The following is a 16,474-nucleotide window of genomic DNA, read 5'->3' as shown; positions in this document are numbered from 1 at the left end:
CCCCAGCCGAGCCATCGAGAGGGAGCAGATGACGAGCGAGTTCGTGCGCCTGGAGGTCACCGACGGAGTCGGGACGATCCGGCTGGACCGCGCCAAGGCGATGAACGCCATCAGCATCCAGGTCCAGGACGAGCTCACGCTCGCTGCGGCCGAGGCCACCGACCGGTCCGACGTCCGCGCCGTCGTCGTCTGGGGCGGCGAGCGGGTCTTCGCTGCCGGCAACGACGTCAAGGAGATGGCCGACATGTCCTACACGGACATGGTCGACCGTGTGGAGAAGCTCCAGAACGCCGTCAACTCCATCGCCCGGATCCCCAAGCCCGTCGTCGCGGCGGTGAACGGCTACGCCCTCGGCGGTGGCTGCGAGCTCGCGATGGCCGCCGACGTCCGCTTCGCCGCCGACAACGCGGTGCTCGGCCAGCCCGAGATCCTGCTCGGCATCATCCCCGGCGCGGGCGGCACCCAGCGCCTGCCGCGCCTGGTCGGCCCGAGCAAGGCCAAGGACCTGCTCTACACCGGCCGCTTCGTGAAGGCGGAGGAGGCGCTCGCGATCGGACTGGTCGACCGTGTCGTCCCGGCCGCCGACGTGTACGCCGAGGCCGTGGCCTGGGCGTCGACCTTCGCCACCGCCGCGCCGTACGCGCTGCGGGCGATCAAGGAGTCCGTGGACCGCGGGCTCGAGGCCGACATCGAGACCGGCCTCCAGATCGAGCGGCAGCACTTCTCGGCCGTGTTCGCCACCCAGGACAGCCGGACCGGCATGGCGTCGTTCATCGAGAACGGGCCCGGCAAGGCCACCTTCGAAGGCCGTTGAGCGGCATGGTGGAGGACGACATGGCGGAGGAACCGATGGGCGAGCACAAGGCGGAGACCGCCGACACCGGTGCGACCGGCACCGACACCCGCGCGCTCAACGTGGCGCGGCTGCGCGACAACGCCGCCCGGGTCGTGTGGATCATCTGCGTCACCCTCGCGCTGGTGCTCGCCGCTGCGGCGTTCTCGTACGCCCTCGAGGCCAACGAGGACAACGCGCTGGTCCAGACCGTCCGCGACCTGGCCAACACCTTCGACCTCGGCTTCTTCGACCTGGACAACCCGGTGAAGGAGTTCGCCGACCCCAACGGCTCGGTGAAGACCGCGTTGTTCAACTACGGCATCGCCTGCGTCGTCTACCTCATGGTCGGGCGGATCCTGGAGCGGATCCTGCGTCCCTGAGCCACCTCGGGGGGCTCTGCGTGTGAGGTAGTCCACTGAGACGCGGATTCCGCGTCTGATGACCGAGCGGTAACCTGCAAGACGCTGTCCGGAAACGGACCTCAGTTGCGCCCTGCCCGCGGACCACGCGGCAGGACCCATGAAGCACAGGAAGGGGCCGGTCCGGCCACAACCATGACTCTCTCCAACATTGTCGTCCTTGTGAAGTACGTCCCGGACGCGACCGGCGACCGCAAGTTCGAGGCGGACAACACCGTCGACCGCGTCGGTGTCGACGGCCTCCTGTCGGAGCTCGACGAGTACGCCGTCGAGCAGGCCCTCCAGATCAAGGAGAAGCGCGCCGACGAGGAGATCACCGTCACCGCGCTGACCGTCGGCCCGGCCGAGGCCGAGGCCGCCGTGCGCAAGGCGCTGCAGATGGGTGCCGACAAGGCCGTCCACGTGCAGGACGACGCGATCGCCGGCTCCGACGCCGTTGCGACCTCGCTCGTGCTTGCGAAGGCGATCGAGAAGATCGGCGTCCCGGAGCTGATCGTCGGTGGCCTCGCGTCGACCGACGGCGGCATGAGCGTCGTCCCGGCGATGCTCGCCGAGCGCCTCGGCCTCCCGCAGGTCACCCTCGCCGCCGTGGTCGAGACCCAGGGCGACCAGGTCCGCATCAAGCGCGACGGCGACACCGCCACCGAGGTCATCGGCGGCACGCTGCCGCTGGTCCTGTCGGTGACCGACCAGTCGGGCGAGGCCCGCTACCCGTCGTTCAAGGGCATCATGGCCGCGAAGAAGAAGCCCCTCGAGTCGCTCTCCCTCGCCGACATCGGCGTGGACGCCTCGGAGGTCGGCCTCGACGCCGCCTGGACCAAGGTCGAGGCCACCACGGCCCGCCCGCCGCGCACTGCCGGCGAGATCGTCAAGGACGAGGACGGCTCGGGCGCCACGGCGCTGGTCGAGTTCCTCGCGTCCAAGAAGTTCATCTGAGGAGCCTGATCCATGTCTGAAGTTCTCGTTCTGGTCGACCACGTCGACGGCGCGGTCCGCAAGCCCACCTACGAGCTGCTGGCGATCGCCAAGCGGATCGGCTCCCCGTCGGCCGTCTTCATCGGCGGTGCCGACAAGGCCGCTGCCGCCGCCGACGCGGTCAAGGCCTACGGCGCCGACAAGGTCTACGTCGTCGACGACACGGAGATCAAGGGCTACCTCGTGGCCCCCAAGGCCGAGGTGCTCCAGCAGCTCGCTGAGAAGACCTCGCCCGCCGCGATCCTGATCCCGGCCTCGGCCGAGGGCAAGGAAATCGGTGGCCGCCTGGCGATCAAGCTCTCCTCGGGCCTGATCACCGACGCCGTCGACGTCCAGGTCGACGGCGACGACATCGTCACCACCCAGTCGGTCTTCGCCGGCAACTTCACGGTGGACGCCAAGGTCGTCAAGGGCACCCCGATCATCACGGTCAAGCCCAACGCCGCCGCTCCGGAGGAGGGCGCCGGCGCCGGTGCCGTCGAGGAGTTCGCCGCGTCGATCTCCGACTCCGCCAAGACCGCGCAGATCGTCGCCTCGCAGCCGCGCCAGGCCACCGGTCGCCCCGAGCTCACCGAGGCCGCCATCGTGGTCTCCGGTGGTCGTGGCACCGGCGGTGACTTCACCGCGGTCGAGGGCCTCGCGGACGCGCTCGGCGCGGCCGTCGGCGCCTCGCGTGCGGCCGTCGACTCCGGCTGGAAGCCGCACACCTTCCAGGTCGGCCAGACCGGCAAGGTCGTCTCGCCGCAGCTCTACGTCGCCAACGGCATCTCGGGCGCGATCCAGCACCGCGCCGGCATGCAGACCTCGAAGACCATCGTCGCGGTCAACAAGGACGAGGAGGCCCCGATCTTCGAGCTCGTGGACTTCGGCGTCGTCGGCGACCTGCACTCGGTCCTCCCGGCCGTCACTGCCGAGATCGAGAAGCGCAAGGGCTGAGCACGAAGCCCCGTACGACGGCGAGCGCCGCGGTGACCTGGTCACCGCGGCGCTCGCCGTTTTCAGGGGCATCGAGTGGGCACGAACTGCAGGTCCGGGGCACCAGATGTTGCGGGTTGGTCCCAAACCGCAGCGAATTGGTGACCCCTCAGTGACCCTCCTCCTCGCCCCCGTAGCCGTGGTCGTCGACCAGGCCCACCTTGTAGAAGGTCACCCGGCGGTTGGTCGGCGTACCGCTGAGCCGGACCTTGCGCAGGGCGCGGTTGTTGCTGGTGTTCGACTCGACCAGGTTGCGGTTCGGGTTGGCCTCGACGGCGATGTAGTAGTCGCCGTTGGGGAGGTTGTCGACCCGGAAGGCCTGGCCGGCGCGGAACTGGTCGTAGGTGTCGCCGGAGCCGGCGGAGAGGACCTCGCGCAGCGAGATCGAGCCGCGGTCGCCGCAGGACGTGTGGAGGTCGGTGTTCTCCGGCTTCCAGTCGGCGCCCTCGACCGTGTAGTCGACCGCGTCGGTGTTGGCGAGGCAGAACGACTCCTTGCGCGACACCACGACCTCGGTCTTGTCCGCGCGCAGCAGCGTGTAGCGGGCGAAGTCCTTGAAGTGCCAGTGGTTGTGGCTGGGGGCGGTGTGCCAGATCATCGTGCCGACCTGCTGGTAGCCGGTCTGGTTGCCGTCGGAGTCGACGAAGACCTGGTAGGCGTCCATGACGTCGGTCGTGCCGCGGCGGAAGCCGTCGACGACCATCGGGCCGTTGCCGGCGTTCCACACGTTGGCGGAGAAGCGCAGGTAGCGGCCGTCGCCGGAGAGGCGCATCCCGAAGGCGGGCAGCGCCCGCAGGTCCGGAACGGCGTCGGTGGGCGCGCCCGCGCGGGCCTTGCGGGGCTTCGAGCCCGGCTCGAGGGGAGTCACGACGTCGCCGTCGCCCTGCGCCCGCGCGCCCTGGCCCGGCAGCGTGGACCGCTTCACGACCTCGCCGTCGGTCTCCTTGCGGACCACCAGCTTGTAGCGGCGTACGGCGTCGGCCGCGTCGATGCCGAGGGCGTCGATGTAGGGCCGGCCGATGCGGGCGACCATGTCGTAGGTCCCGGGGGCCAGGCGGAGGCTCTCGTCGCCGGCCTCGACGTTGGTGACCCAGCCCTCCTCGATGCCCTGCACCGAGCCGATCGTGAACGGGTTGTAGGGACAGCCGGTGGGATAGCGCGAGCGCAGCGGCGCGTCCGGGCGGGTGCGCTGGGTGTTCCACTGGTTGAGGCAGACGTCGAGGTGCCGGGTGCGCAGCAGCTTGCCGTCCGAGGGCCGCTTGATCGCGAAGACGATGAAGTCGTCGAGCGCGTCCCAGCGGGTCTGGGGCGGGAGTGCCTTCGGGCCGGACGGTGAGAGCCACTCGGCCGTGATCGGGCTGGTCCAGGTCGGACGGTGGGTCCGGACCTCGAACGCGCTGTCGCGGGCGATCAGGTTGATGCCGAGGTCGCCGTACAGCGTGCCGTCGTAGGTGGTCACGGTGACCGTGGCCGGGCCGGTCAGCGCCACGGGCGAGGACGGCGGTGCCCCTGCCCGAGCGGGGGTGACCGGGAGGGTGGTGGCAGTCAGGGCGGTCGTCGCGAGGACGGCGGCCGTGACACCGAGACGCAGCTTCACGTGGTTCTCCTTCGAATGAGTTTCTGTTCCCCCTGGTTGTCCTGACGCGCGCGGAGCCGATTCGGTTGCGCAACGGGGCGAGGACGTCGCGACGAGTTGATTGCACAAAGTCGAGCGATATACCGTGCTTTGGTGGCTGCGCATCCTCGGACGACCCTGACCGCACCGATCACCGCCGTGGCGGTGCTGGCGGCGGTCCTCGCCCTCCTCGCCGTCGTACGGTGGCAGCCGGCGTCGGCGGCACCGGCCCCCGAGGAGGCGCCGCGGGAGGCCGCGGCGGTCCCGTGGGTGCCCTACACGGGCATCACCTTCAACTGGCCGATCGGTGACTTCAACCAGCGCACGATCATCGTGCGGCGCATCCACGCGGCGATCGACCACACGCCCGCCGGCGAGACGATCCGGATCGCGACCTACAACCTCGGGCTCAAGGCCAGTGCCGACAAGCTGATCGCGGCCAAGAGGCGCGGCGTCAAGGTGCAGGTGATCGTCAACGCGAACCTGATCGGGCCGCTCGAGGCGCGCGTGCAGCGGGCCATCGGGAAGAACCCCAACCACTCGAGCTTCCTCTTCGTCTGTCGCGACGCCTGCCGCAACAGCAGCCCGGCCGGCAACATGCACCTGAAGATCTACTCCTTCACCCGCACCGGTACGACGAAGCGCCTCCTGATCAGCAGCTCGTCGAACCTGGGCGGCCCGGCCATGCACGGCCAGTGGAACGACTCCGTGGCGATCGCCGGCGAGGTCGGCCTGTTCAGCACCTGGTGGAACCTCTTCGACCAGATGCGCCACGACCGCGCCTACACGCCGCGGCGGATCACCTACGTCAGCGACCAGATGAAGGCCTACTTCCAGCGTCCGGTGGCGGGCTCCACGAGCCGGGTCACGACGTCGAAGGCGATCACGGATGCGCCGTACGTCCGGCTCCGCGACGTCAGCTGCAACGCCCCCGACGGCTTCGGGAACGCCGCGGGCAAGACGGTCATCACGGTCAACATGCGTGCCTGGTACGGCACCCGCGGGGAGCGGCTCGCGAGCCTGCTGGCCCTGCGCAAGAAGTACGGCTGCCAGGTCCGGGTCATCGGCTCGCTGATGAGCCGCGAGGTGGTCCGGATCCTCGTGGGCGCCCGGATCCCGGTGAAGGCCGCCGACTGGGAGTGGGGGCCGCGCACGTCGACCTCCGACCCGGACAAGACCGTCTACGGACCGAGCTGCTACTCACACCTGAAGTACGTCACGGTCAACGGCACCTACCAGGGGCGCGGCGACCGGCTCGTGTGGACCGGCTCGGAGAACTGGTCGCCGCCCGGGCTGAGCAGCGACGAGGTCACCCTCGAGCTGCACGGCGCGCAGGTCACCAAGACCTACAACGACATGTTCGTGCGGATGTGGAACAACGGCCGGGTGACCCACCGGGTCGGGATCGAGCCGAAGTACCGGCCCTGCGCCTGAGCGGATGCAGGCCGCCTGCGGCCTCGCCCTATCCTTGGGCACATGAGTGCCGAGGCCGCCGTACGTGAGGTCGCCCAGCGGGCGCGGGTCGCCAGCCGGGGGCTGGCCCTCGCGACGCGGGCGCAGAAGGACGCCACGCTGCACGCGATGGCCGACGCCCTGCTCGCCCGCTCCGAGGAGGTCCTCGCGGCCAACGCCGAGGACGTCGCGCGCGCCGAGGCCGACGGCACCCCGCCCAACATCATCGACCGGCTCCGGCTGACCGACGAGCGGCTGGCCGGGATGGCGCAGGGCCTGCGTGACGTCGCCGGGCTCGCCGACCCCGTGGGCGAGGTCGTCCGCGGGGGCGTCCTCGCCAACGGGCTGGAGCTGCGCCAGGTCCGGGTGCCCTTCGGCGTCGTGGGGATGATCTACGAGGCGCGGCCCAATGTCACCGCCGACGCCGCCGGCATCTGCCTCAAGTCCGGCAACGCCGTGCTGCTGCGCGGCAGCTCCTCGGCCCGCTCCAGCAACGCCGCGATCGTCGCGGTGCTCCGCGACGCGGTCGCCGCCTCCGGGCTCGAGGCCGACGTCGTGCAGCTCGTCCCCGGCGACTCGCACGACAGCGTCAAGGCGCTCATGCGGGCCCGCGGCCTCGTCGACGTGCTCATCCCGCGCGGCGGTGCCGGCCTCATCCAGTCCGTCGTCAACGACTCGACGGTGCCGGTCATCGAGACCGGTGTCGGCAACTGCCACGTGTACGTCGACCGGGCGGCCGACCTCGACAAGGCGCTCCCGCTCGTCCTCAACGCCAAGACCCACCGCACGAGCGTGTGCAACGCGGCCGAGTCGCTGCTCGTGCACGCCGACGTCGCCGGGGAGTTCCTCCCGCGCGTGGTCGCCGCCCTGCAGGAGGCCGGGGTGACCATCCACGGCGACGACGCCTTCGGCTCGTACGACGACGTCGTGGCCGCCACCGACGACGACTGGGGCACCGAGTACCTCTCGCTGGACATCGCCGCGCGCGTCGTACCCGACCTGGATGCGGCGCTCGAGCACATCCGCACCTGGTCCAGCGGGCACACCGACGCCATCGTGACCGAGGACCAGGGCGCCGCCCGGCGCTTCGTCGCGGAGGTCGACTCAGCGGCCGTGCTCGTGAACGCCTCCACGCGGTTCACCGACGGCGGAGAGTTCGGGTTCGGCGCCGAGATCGGGATCAGCACCCAGAAGCTGCACGCCCGCGGCCCCATGGGCCTGCCCGAGATGACGTCCACCAAGTACGTCGTCATCGGCGACGGCCACGTCCGCTGACGCCAGCCGCCACAACCCCCACGCCATCGCGGCGAGCGCGGCCACCGAGGCGCTGACCGACACCGCGTCGTGGTGGGGCACCTCGCCCAGCAGCAGGTGGGCGAAGCCCAGCGTGAGCAGCACGTTGACCACGTTGAGCACCGGCATCGAGGCCGACAACCGCGCCGCGCGGTAGGCCAGCTGGTTGACCGCGACCCCGCTGACCCCGCACGCGACGAGCGCCCAGCGGAGCTGGTCGGCCTCGATCAGGACCGACATCAGTCCGAACAGGATCCCCGACGCGCTGCCGAGCAGGAACGCCCGCCCGGTCGGGTGCGGAACGCCCCCGGCGACGGCGACGAGCAGCACCGCCACCAGCGCGAGGGCGCCGACGGAGGCGACCAGCGCGCCGCGGTCGGGGGCCAGCGGCGCCTCCCGGGCGTCGGTCGCCAGCAGCAGTGCGGCGATCGCCAGTCCCGTGACCGCGACCGCGACCAGCTCCGCCCGGCCGGGCCGGGTGCGGCCCAGCGCTGCCCGCAGGGGGACCGCGAGGACGATGCCCAGGATCGCGATGGGCTGCACCAGCCCGATCGGACCGTTGTCCAGCGCGAGCACGTGCAGCACGAAGCCCACGGGGCCCAGGGTGACCGCGAGCAGCACCGCGACCAGCGGGGCGCGGGAGGCGGCCAGGTGCTGGGTCGAGGTGGACACCGCGGTGGTCGCCGCGCTCGCCAGGGCGAAGACGACGGCCAGCCAGATCACGCAGCGACGCTAGGCGCGGCAGGTGGACGGCCGGTGAATCCCTCGCCAATGTCGGAGGCCGACCCGGGGGAGTGTCGTCCGGCTGCTTCGGCGGGACCGGTAGGTTTCGCCGCATGGCAGGCTCCCCGGACCGGATCTACGCCGATCCCTCCGTCGAACGGCTCTTCACCGGGGCCACCATCATCACCTTCGTCCGCACCGTCATCACGCTGGCGATCGCCGTGTGGGCGGCGTACGACCAGAGCCTGACGTGGATCGTCATCGGCCTGGTCACCTACTGGGTCGGCGACAGCATCGACGGCGAGTGGGCGCGCTGGCGCGACTGCGAGACCCGGATGGGCGCGGTCGTCGACATGATGTGCGACCGGCTCAGCTGCGGCGCGCTCTACGTCGGGCTGATCTGGCTCCAGCCGGGCGGCTGGATCAGCGACGACCCGATGAAGTGGATCGGCATCCCGATCGGGATCTACCTCTTCGAATTCATGGTCATCGACATGTACCTGTCGCTGGCCTTCCTCGCCTGGCCGATCCGCAGCCCCAATTACTTCCACGTCATCGACCGGCGGATCTACCTGTGGAACTGGTCGCGGGTCGGCAAGGCGGCCAACTCGGGCGCCTTCGCCGTGATCCTGCTGGTCAGCGGCTGGGTCTGGCTCGGCACGATCATCGCCGTGGGCCTGCTCGTGCTGAAGTGCGTGTCGCTGGGCTGGCTGCTGAAGCTGGGCCTGCCGGTGCCGGTCCGTGAGCCGGCGACGTCGGGCGAGAAGGCCTGATCGACCATGCTGCTGTGGCTGACGACGTTCGCGTTCAGCGTCGCGTCCGCCCTGCTCCCGTTCCTGCCGATCGAGGTCTACATCCTCGGTGCCGGCGCCGCGGAGGGCGGTACGGCGGCCGCGATCTCGCTCGGGATCGCCGCCGGCGCCGGTGCCACCGTAGGCAAGATCATCGTCTACGAGGCCGCCCGGCGCGGCTCGGAGTCGAAGTGGGCGCAGAAGAAGCTCTCGGGACCCAAGATCAAGGCGTCCTACGACAAGTGGATGGGCCGCATGCAGGGCCGCCCCTGGTACGCCGCCGCCATCATGTTCGTCGCCGCGTCGGCCGGCATCCCGCCGCTCCTGGCGATGGCGGCCATCGGCGGCATCCTGAAGATGCCGATGTGGGCCTTCATCCCGACCGTGTTCGTGGGGCGCTCGATCCGCTTCACGCTCCTGTTCCTGGGCGTCGACTTCGCCGTCCACTGACTCCGATAGGATCCGGGCCATGCTCAGCCAGATCAGCCTCACCGCCCTCGCCGTCGTCAGCGCCGCTGAGGAGCACGGCGAGCCCGCCGTGAACCCGTGGTTCATCGGCGGCGGCGTGCTGGCCTTCCTCCTGTTCCTGCTGCTCGGACTGGTCTGGTTCGGCGGCGGCCGCGACCACAGCTGACGTCCCGGCGAAGGGACTGCAGTTGCCGGGGCCGGACGGGCGCACCCGCGTCGGGGTGATGGGTGGCACGTTCGACCCGATCCACCACGGCCACCTCGTCGCCGCGTCGGAGGTCCAGGGCTGGTTCGACCTCGACGAGGTCGTCTTCGTGCCCACCGGGCAGCCGTGGCAGAAGGCGGACCGGGACGTCTCGCCGGCGGAGCACCGCTACCTGATGACGGTCATCGCGACCGCCGCGAACCCCCGGTTCACGGTGAGCCGCGTCGACATCGACCGCGCCGGCCCGACGTACACGATCGACACGCTGCGGGACCTGCGTGCCCAGCGTCCCGATGCCGACCTCTACTTCATCACCGGCGCCGACGCGCTGACCGACATCTTCAGCTGGCGCGACGCGGACGAGGTCTTCGCCCTGGCCCACTTCGTCGGCTGCACCCGGCCGGGCGCCGACATGGACCCCGCGACGTTGGCGAAGATTCCGCACGATCGTGTGACCATGGTGGAGGTGCCGGCGCTGGCCATCTCGTCCACGGACTGCCGTGAGCGGCAGCGGGCCGGCCAGCCGGTCTGGTACCTCGTCCCGGACGGCGTCGTGCAGTACATCACCAAGCACGGGCTCTACGCGCCCGACACCACTGGAACGGAACCTGAATGACCGCCTCTGAGCACGCCGTCGAGCTGATCCGCGCCGCCGCGGTCGCGGCGTCCGACAAGCTCGCCACCGACCAGCTGGCCTTCGACGTGAGCGAGCAGCTCGCGATCACCGACGCCTTCCTGCTCGCCTCCGGCGGCAACGACCGCCAGGTCCGCGCCATCGTCGAGGAGGTCGAGGACAAGCTGCGCGAGCTCGGGGCCAAGCCGATCCGCCGCGAGGGCCACAGGGACGGTCGCTGGGTGCTGCTGGACTACGGCGACGTCGTGATCCACGTCCAGCACAGCGAGGAGCGCGAGTTCTACGCCCTCGAGCGGCTCTGGCGCGACTGCCCGGTCATCGACCTGCCGGCCGAGATCAACGGGCCCGCCCCCGCGTCGGAATGAGCCCCCGCCGGATCGTCCTGCTCCGCCACGGGCGGACCGCCTGGAACGCCGCGCACCGCGTCCAGGGCCAGCTCGACACCGAGCTGGACGAGACCGGCCTCGAGCAGGCGCGCGCCGTCGCCCCGCTCGTCGCCGCGCTGTCGCCGTCGCTGGTGTGGACCAGTGACCTGGCCCGCGCCCGGGTGACCGCGGAGGTGGTCGCCAAGGAGTGCGGGCTCGTGCCGTCGTACGACGAGCGGCTGCGGGAGTTCCGCCTCGGCGAGCTGCAGGGCCTGACCCACGCCGAGATCGAGGCGCGCGACCCGGCCGCGTTCACCCGCTTCCGCAACGGCGAGTGGGACGGGATCCCCGGCGCGGAGTCGCCGCAGGAGGTCGCCGACCGCTATGTCGCCTGCCTGCGCGACCTGGCCGCCACGCTCGGCCCGGGGGAGTGCGGTGTCGCCGTCTCGCACGGCGCCGCGACGCGCACCGGCCTGGTCGCCTTCTTCGGTTGGCCGCTCGCGCAGGCGCGCGACCTGCGCGCCCTGGGCAACTGCGGTCGCGTCGTGCTCGAGCAGCGCACGACCGGTGCGTGGGCGCTGGCGACGTACAACGCCTGACCGGTGGTCGAGGAGGTCGCGCAGCGACCGTCACGAGACCCGCAGCGCGGAAACCGACCCCCGGATTTCACCTTCGCAGGATCGGTTGGCTAGTATTCCTTCCCGTTGCCCCGCCTTCGGGTGGAGCGGCGAGTTGGGGGTGTGGCGCAGCTGGTAGCGCACCTGCATGGCATGCAGGGGGTCAGGGGTTCGAGTCCCCTCACCTCCACCAACGGACTGGTCAGGGCCGGGTTCCGAATCCCGAACAGGGAGACGAGCCTGGCCCTCCAGCATTTTCCCGGGAGCCACGTCCCGTGGCCGCCGCGACGGCGCCGCTCGTCAGGCGCCGGCATCTGTCTGCCCACCCAACAATGTGGGCGTACTGTGAGGCCGCTGTGCGAGAGTTCGTCGCCGACGTCGGGCAACGGGTTGCTGCAGGCGGCTGCGACCCTCGCCTGTCGACTTCGCCCTGAGACCCACCGCAGGCGCCTTTGTTCGCGGCGGGGGCCGCTTCTGTTGTCACGGCCTGTTCCCGGCGCTGTGGCGTCCTCCCTTCGCGCCCCGGTCGCTTCCTCCCGAGATCGGTGTATCAGCGGCCCTCGTCCCGCGCTCCTCCTCGCGGGGGGACCCGACGGCGGGACCGTCCTGCCGCCGCGCACACAGGAGGAAGCAGATGTCCACAGAGATTCCTCACGCGGCCGAGTTCCGCGTGACTCGGGAGCGCACGCACGTCCGGCGACTGCTGGCCGTGAACCCGAACTACTTCGGCACCGCGCCCGGGCTGGGCTTCGAGGCCGTCCTCGACCAGAAGGGCGACACGACCTACGAGGCGCTCAGCTGCGTCTCCTTCAGTCCCGAGCGTGACCGTCTCGAGGCGACCATCCAGGTCAAGCGGTCCAGCGGGTACGGCGGCCCCCTGTGCTCGGCGGGCACCAGCGAGCACGTCCGGTTCTACGTCAGCTACGACGAGGGCGCGACCTGGGACGACGCCGGCGCCGCCAGCGCGTCGGTCCACGACATCCCGGCCGGCCAGGACTGTGAGAAGGCCGCCCAGCTGCCGCTGTCCTACGTGGTCGGCGTCAACTACCAGCCGAAGCGCAAGTGGTGCGCCACCCCCGTGCTGCCGCTGGTGCGGGCGATCCTCAGCTGGGAGATCATGCCCGACCCCGGCATGCCCGACCAGACGCCGATCTGGGGCGACGTCCGCGAGGTGCACGTACAGGTCCGGCCGCGGCGGTGGATCCTCCCCGACCTGGTCGACAGCCTCAAGCTGTCCGACGCGGCGATCGCCAAGCTGCCGCCGTACCTGCTGGAGGAGCTCCCATCGCCGATCCCGGACCCCGGGCCGAAGCTTCCCCTGCCGTTGAGCGCCGTGGCCGAGCTGTACGCCGGTGGCGAGAAGGAGCACGCAGTACCGGCGCACCGCTTCGCGTTGCCGCACCTGGCCGCGACCCAAGTGGCGGGCACCATGGGCGTCACGTCCTATGTCGCACCGGCGAACCTGGCGCTCGAGAGCAAGATCGACCTCTCCGAGGTGCTCAAGGTCCTCGAGTCCGCCAGCGGCGACACGACCTACGAGCAGATCGAGTGCGTCGGCCTGGACAACAACGCCGACCAGATCGTCGGCACCTTCCGGGTCAAGCGGCCCAGCGGCTTCTCCGGCGGTCCGTGTACGGCGGGCAGCAAGGAGTACGTCGCCTATTGGGCCGACTTCGGCTCGAAGGACTGCTCCTACACCTACCTGGGCACGGTCGAGGTCGCGACGCACGACTACGCCACGATCCCGAGCGGCGGGCTCTGCTACGCCGCGCCGCTGACGGTGGACCTCGGCCAGTTCCGCAAGGGGTGCGACACCCCGGTGATCGGCCGGGTCCGCGCGGTCCTCTCGTGGGGGACGCCGCCGTCGACGACCAACCCGAACGCCGTGCCGCACTGGGGCAACCGGATCGACACCCACGTCCAGCTGCGCCCCGGCCACGCGTACGACGGCGTGGCGCGCTTCACCCTCGTCGGAGGCGTCGAGTCCAGCAAGGTCGACGGCGCGACCGGCCTCACCCTGCCGGGCGGCCACATCGCGGAGACCGGCTACGCCCTGCCCGACGCCTGCCCGTTCGCGGGACAGGTCACGCTGCACGGGCCGCTCGACCCGGCGCTGGTCGGGTCCAGCTACCGGATCCGGGTCCGCAACATCACTGCCGGCGGTCCGGTCACCGACCTGACCAGCGCGTTCTTCGTGGTTGACCAGAACGGGGTCGGGTCGTGGGTCACGCCCGGTGCCTCCGGCTGGATCGGCTGGCCGACATGGAGCAGCGACACCACCGGTGTGCTCGGGATGTTCACGCCGGGTGGCGACGACCTGTGGGAGGTCCAGCTGGAGGTCGGCGGCCTCGGTGTCGTCGACGTGCGCAGGGTGCAAATGGACAACACCCTCAACTCGTCGATCGTCGTCGGCGACCCCGACAACGCGGGCGACCTGAACCTGCAGACGATGGGTCAGTGCCGGGTGCCGAAGGCGCCGCTCGCCGGCACCTTCGTGGCCCGCGACGAGCACTTCCACAGCTGGTCGTTCAGCGTGCTCGGGGGACCGACGGGCACCGTGCCGGCGACGCCGGTGACCTGTGCGATCAGCCCGGCCACGCAGACGCCCGCCGGTGGGCAGCCGTTCTCGATCGACCTTTCCGCCCTGGCGTCGTGCGGGTACGTCGTTCGGCTCGGGATCACCGACCGTGCTGTCGTGAACAGCACGGGGTTCGGCCGGACGGCGTACGTCGACCGCGGCATCTGCATCGAGTAGCCCGCGAGGGCGACGGGGCCCGGACCGTGCGGTCCGGGCCCCGTCACTGGCCTACAGACGTGGCCCTGCGCTGAGTGCGGCCATCGACGACCGGGCCGGGGCCACTCTCCCGCTGCTGATCCTGGGCGTCGGCACTGCTCGCCATCGCCGTTTCAGGGACACGGTGACGTGAAGGCGTCGAGGACCGCCCGCGTGTGCTCGACGACGCGGGCCCGCAGGGCGGTGCCGCCACCGTTGACGATCGCGATCGCGAAGCCGTCCCACATGGCCCGCAGCCGCTCCGAGGTGCCCTCACGGTCGGTCAGACCGGGGAGCAGGTCCAGCAGCTGCAGGAGGTCGGCGTGCCACCGCTGGTCGAGCTCGCGCTGGGCGGCGGCCAGGTCGGCGTCGTACGGCGCGCGGGCCCAGAGCTCGAGCCACAGCTGCCAGCGCGGGTCGCGCTCGTCGACCGGCAGGTAGATGGTCGCGAGCTCGAGCACGGAGGCCAGGTCGCCCTCGCCGGCCGCGGCGGCCTCGAGCAGGGGGGCGCGCTCGACGGCGTACTGCTGCTCGCTCCAGCGCAGCGTCTCGAGGAAGAGGCCGTCGCGGGTGCCGAAGTAGTAGAGGAGGTGGCCGCCGCTGGTCTCCAGCCGGGCGGCGAGCGCGGCCATGGTGACCTTGCTCAGCCCCTGCTCGCCGATCATCTCGAGCGCCGCGGAGAGGACCTTCTCGCGGGGGTGGTCCAGGCGACGGTTCGAGCGCGTTCGCGCCACGGCGGGCCTCTTTCCTGCAGCGTCGAGGGTCGGTTCCGGTCGACGGATCGTCTCACCGGTCGACCCAATTCTGGTCGAGGGGGTTGACGTGGCGGGTGATCTGCGCCACTTTGAATACCGTTCAAAGATTTGTACGACGTTCAAAATAGCGTCGTTCGACGGAAGCTGGGACCGATGACCTCCACCACCGACCTGCCTGCGGGCGCGTCCACCGACGCGTCCACCGACGCGTCCGCCGCCACCGGGAAGGGCCTGGCCCGCGTGCTCGGCCCGGCGGGCGGCGTGCTGATGGTGCTCTCGTGCATCACGCCGGCGTCCAGCCTGTTCATCATCGTGCCGGAGATGATGGCCAGTCAGGGGAGCGGCGTCGTGCTCACCGTGATCGCCGGCATCGTCGTCTCCGTGGCCGTCGGCGCCTGCTACGCCGAGCTCGGCACCCGGGTGGCGAGTGCGGGCGGGGAGTACGCCATGGTCACCCACACGCTCGGCAAGGGCGTGGGCTGGCTGACCTTCGCGCTGTCCGGCGTGCTGCTGTGGCTGATCCCGCCGATCATCGCGCTGGGCACGGCCGACTACCTCACCGACATCCTCACCATCGACCGCGGCCTCGCGGCGGCCGTCGTCATGCTGCTGTCCGCGGGCATCGCGATCCTCGACGTGCGGTCGAACGCGTTCGTGACCGGCATCTTCCTCGGGCTCGAGGTGCTCGCGGCGAGCGTGGTCGCGGTCCTCGGTGTCTTCCACCTGCAGCGCGGCCCGGGCGAGCTCGTCGTCCCGCACGTCGTCGGCGAGGGCGCGGTGAACCCGTTCACCGCAGCGATCCTCGTGTCCGGGCTGACCGTCGGCATGTTCGTGGTCAGCGGCTTCGGCACGGCGGCCTACCTCGCCGAGGAGATCGTCGAGCCGCGCCGCAATGTCGCCCGCGTCGTGTTCTGGTCCCTCGGCCTCGGGGGCGTGGTCATCCTGGTCCCGACGATCACGACCGTCCTCGCGGTCGACGACCTGGGTGCCCTCGCGACCGGCAACTTCTCCGAGTTCGTCCGCGCCTGGGGCGGCGACGCCACCGCCGTCGCGGTCAACCTGGGCATCGCGATCGCGATCCTCAACGCGGCGATCGTGATGGTGCTGCAGAACGCCCGGGTCGTCTACGCCTCCGGCCGCGACCGCTCGTGGCCCGAGCCGGTCAACCGCGCGGTGACCCGGGTGCACGCCCGCTGGGGCTCGCCGTGGGTCGCCACGCTGATCATCGGCATCCCCGGCGCGGTGCTGGCCTACGCCATCGACATCGAGGCCCTGCTCGGCATCACGTCCGTGGTCATCTCCGCCATGTACGTCGTCGTGGCCCTCTCGGCGCTGAAGGTACGACGGATGGAGTCCGCCGCCGGCTGGCGGATGCCCCTGTGGCCGCTCCCGCCGCTGCTGGTCGTGGTGGTCGTGGGCTACGCGCTGCTCAGCTCGACCGGCACCGACCTGGCGATCACGGGCGCGCTGCTGCTCGGCGCGTTCGTCTACTACCTCGCGTACCTGGCCCGGAAGCCGGAGGATCGGTTCATCGTGATCGACCCGACCGACGACCCGGTCCTCGCCGACTGACCATCCC

At 70.9% G+C, this 16,474-nt stretch carries 16 protein-coding genes and 1 tRNA gene; 15 read left to right on the top strand and 2 right to left on the bottom strand.

Annotated elements, in window-relative coordinates; genetic code table 11:
• Nucleotides 1-28: 28 nt before the first annotated feature.
• The 4 genes from AC2YHB_RS08605 to AC2YHB_RS08590 all read left to right on the top strand — a co-directional run bounded on the left by AC2YHB_RS08605 (nucleotide 29) and on the right by AC2YHB_RS08590 (nucleotide 3,165).
• Nucleotides 29-814, top strand: coding sequence for an enoyl-CoA hydratase/isomerase family protein (locus AC2YHB_RS08605; protein WP_179647532.1), 786 nt, complete (start codon nucleotides 29-31; stop codon nucleotides 812-814).
• Between the two features lie 20 nt (nucleotides 815-834).
• Entirely contained in the window at nucleotides 835-1,215 is a 381-nt protein-coding gene (locus AC2YHB_RS08600; RefSeq protein WP_257026786.1) for a hypothetical protein, read from the top strand.
• A 174-nt stretch (nucleotides 1,216-1,389) separates the two neighbouring features.
• The gene (locus AC2YHB_RS08595) at nucleotides 1,390-2,190 is read left to right on the top strand and encodes an electron transfer flavoprotein subunit beta/FixA family protein (protein ID WP_036546636.1); all 801 of its coding nucleotides are present in this window, start codon (nucleotides 1,390-1,392) and stop codon (nucleotides 2,188-2,190) included.
• A 12-nt stretch (nucleotides 2,191-2,202) separates the two neighbouring features.
• Nucleotides 2,203-3,165, top strand: coding sequence for an electron transfer flavoprotein subunit alpha/FixB family protein (locus AC2YHB_RS08590; RefSeq protein ID WP_179647531.1), 963 nt, complete (start codon nucleotides 2,203-2,205; stop codon nucleotides 3,163-3,165).
• A gap of 148 nt (nucleotides 3,166-3,313) precedes the next feature.
• Here AC2YHB_RS08590 and AC2YHB_RS08585 read toward each other — a convergent pair whose 3' ends face one another.
• Nucleotides 3,314-4,801 (bottom strand): lysyl oxidase family protein, encoded by a 1,488-nt coding sequence (locus AC2YHB_RS08585; RefSeq protein WP_179647530.1) that lies wholly within the window; start codon nucleotides 4,799-4,801, stop codon nucleotides 3,314-3,316.
• Nucleotides 4,802-4,933: 132 nt separating this feature from the next.
• Between AC2YHB_RS08585 and AC2YHB_RS08580 the strand changes: the two genes are divergently transcribed.
• The 10 genes from AC2YHB_RS08580 (at nucleotide 4,934) to AC2YHB_RS08535 (ending at nucleotide 14,122) form a co-directional block, all read left to right on the top strand.
• The gene (locus AC2YHB_RS08580) at nucleotides 4,934-6,253 is read left to right on the top strand and encodes a phospholipase D-like domain-containing protein (RefSeq protein ID WP_179647529.1); all 1,320 of its coding nucleotides are present in this window, start codon (nucleotides 4,934-4,936) and stop codon (nucleotides 6,251-6,253) included.
• 42 nt (nucleotides 6,254-6,295) lie between these two features.
• A complete protein-coding gene (locus tag AC2YHB_RS08575) occupies nucleotides 6,296-7,546 on the top strand; it encodes a glutamate-5-semialdehyde dehydrogenase (RefSeq protein ID WP_179647528.1) in 1,251 nt (416 codons plus the stop codon).
• Nucleotides 7,547-8,400: 854 nt separating this feature from the next.
• Complete coding sequence (locus AC2YHB_RS08570; protein ID WP_179647527.1) at nucleotides 8,401-9,060, top strand: CDP-alcohol phosphatidyltransferase family protein; 660 nt, start codon at nucleotides 8,401-8,403, stop codon at nucleotides 9,058-9,060.
• A 6-nt stretch (nucleotides 9,061-9,066) separates the two neighbouring features.
• Complete coding sequence (locus AC2YHB_RS08565) at nucleotides 9,067-9,528, top strand: hypothetical protein (RefSeq protein WP_051932344.1); 462 nt, start codon at nucleotides 9,067-9,069, stop codon at nucleotides 9,526-9,528.
• A 19-nt stretch (nucleotides 9,529-9,547) separates the two neighbouring features.
• Nucleotides 9,548-9,712 carry a hypothetical protein gene (locus AC2YHB_RS08560; protein WP_179647526.1) on the top strand — a complete coding sequence of 55 codons (165 nt, stop codon included), beginning with the start codon at nucleotides 9,548-9,550 and terminating at the stop codon, nucleotides 9,710-9,712.
• Nucleotides 9,713-9,734: 22 nt separating this feature from the next.
• Nucleotides 9,735-10,367: a nicotinate-nucleotide adenylyltransferase gene (nadD, locus tag AC2YHB_RS08555; RefSeq protein WP_257026784.1), complete on the top strand. Its 633-nt coding sequence runs from the start codon at nucleotides 9,735-9,737 to the stop codon at nucleotides 10,365-10,367.
• The gene (rsfS, locus tag AC2YHB_RS08550; RefSeq protein ID WP_036546624.1) at nucleotides 10,364-10,750 is read left to right on the top strand and encodes a ribosome silencing factor; all 387 of its coding nucleotides are present in this window, start codon (nucleotides 10,364-10,366) and stop codon (nucleotides 10,748-10,750) included. The genes nadD and rsfS overlap by 4 nt, the downstream gene beginning before the upstream one ends.
• On the top strand, nucleotides 10,747-11,349 hold the full coding sequence (locus AC2YHB_RS08545) for a histidine phosphatase family protein (RefSeq protein WP_179647525.1): 603 nt from the start codon (nucleotides 10,747-10,749) through the stop codon (nucleotides 11,347-11,349). Before rsfS ends, AC2YHB_RS08545 begins: the two co-directional genes overlap by 4 nt.
• A 135-nt stretch (nucleotides 11,350-11,484) precedes the next feature.
• Nucleotides 11,485-11,560, top strand: a tRNA-Ala gene (locus AC2YHB_RS08540).
• A gap of 477 nt (nucleotides 11,561-12,037) precedes the next feature.
• Nucleotides 12,038-14,122, top strand: a complete 2,085-nt coding sequence (locus tag AC2YHB_RS08535) for a hypothetical protein (protein ID WP_179647524.1) — start codon at nucleotides 12,038-12,040, stop codon at nucleotides 14,120-14,122.
• A 152-nt stretch (nucleotides 14,123-14,274) separates the two neighbouring features.
• On the opposite strand, the gene AC2YHB_RS08530 is transcribed toward AC2YHB_RS08535, so the two are convergent.
• A complete protein-coding gene (locus AC2YHB_RS08530; RefSeq protein ID WP_036546606.1) occupies nucleotides 14,275-14,874 on the bottom strand; it encodes a TetR/AcrR family transcriptional regulator in 600 nt (199 codons plus the stop codon).
• 174 nt (nucleotides 14,875-15,048) lie between these two features.
• Here AC2YHB_RS08530 and AC2YHB_RS08525 point away from each other — a divergent pair, with 174 nt between their 5' ends.
• Entirely contained in the window at nucleotides 15,049-16,467 is a 1,419-nt protein-coding gene (locus AC2YHB_RS08525) for an APC family permease (protein ID WP_179647523.1), read from the top strand.
• Nucleotides 16,468-16,474: the final 7 nt, after the last annotated feature.

The organism is Nocardioides sp. SRI_004, assembly GCF_057586415.1.
The sequence above is the reverse complement of the archived record's forward strand: the minus strand, read 5'-3'. Positions and strand labels throughout refer to the sequence as shown.

Bases quoted from the DNA above. Each gene is read 5' to 3' on its own strand.
- AC2YHB_RS08575 (WP_179647528.1), top strand. From the start codon at position 6,296: ATGAGTGCCGAGGCCGCCGTACGTGAGGTCGCCCAGCGGGCGCGGGTC.
- rsfS (WP_036546624.1), top strand. From the start codon at position 10,364: ATGACCGCCTCTGAGCACGCCGTCGAGCTGATCCGCGCCGCCGCGGTC.
- AC2YHB_RS08605 (WP_179647532.1), top strand. From the start codon at position 29: ATGACGAGCGAGTTCGTGCGCCTGGAGGTCACCGACGGAGTCGGGACG.
- AC2YHB_RS08565 (WP_051932344.1), top strand. From the start codon at position 9,067: ATGCTGCTGTGGCTGACGACGTTCGCGTTCAGCGTCGCGTCCGCCCTG.
- AC2YHB_RS08560 (WP_179647526.1), top strand. From the start codon at position 9,548: ATGCTCAGCCAGATCAGCCTCACCGCCCTCGCCGTCGTCAGCGCCGCT.
- AC2YHB_RS08570 (WP_179647527.1), top strand. From the start codon at position 8,401: ATGGCAGGCTCCCCGGACCGGATCTACGCCGATCCCTCCGTCGAACGG.
- AC2YHB_RS08590 (WP_179647531.1), top strand. From the start codon at position 2,203: ATGTCTGAAGTTCTCGTTCTGGTCGACCACGTCGACGGCGCGGTCCGC.
- AC2YHB_RS08595 (WP_036546636.1), top strand. From the start codon at position 1,390: ATGACTCTCTCCAACATTGTCGTCCTTGTGAAGTACGTCCCGGACGCG.
- AC2YHB_RS08600 (WP_257026786.1), top strand. From the start codon at position 835: ATGGCGGAGGAACCGATGGGCGAGCACAAGGCGGAGACCGCCGACACC.
- AC2YHB_RS08525 (WP_179647523.1), top strand. From the start codon at position 15,049: ATGACCTCCACCACCGACCTGCCTGCGGGCGCGTCCACCGACGCGTCC.
- AC2YHB_RS08545 (WP_179647525.1), top strand. From the start codon at position 10,747: ATGAGCCCCCGCCGGATCGTCCTGCTCCGCCACGGGCGGACCGCCTGG.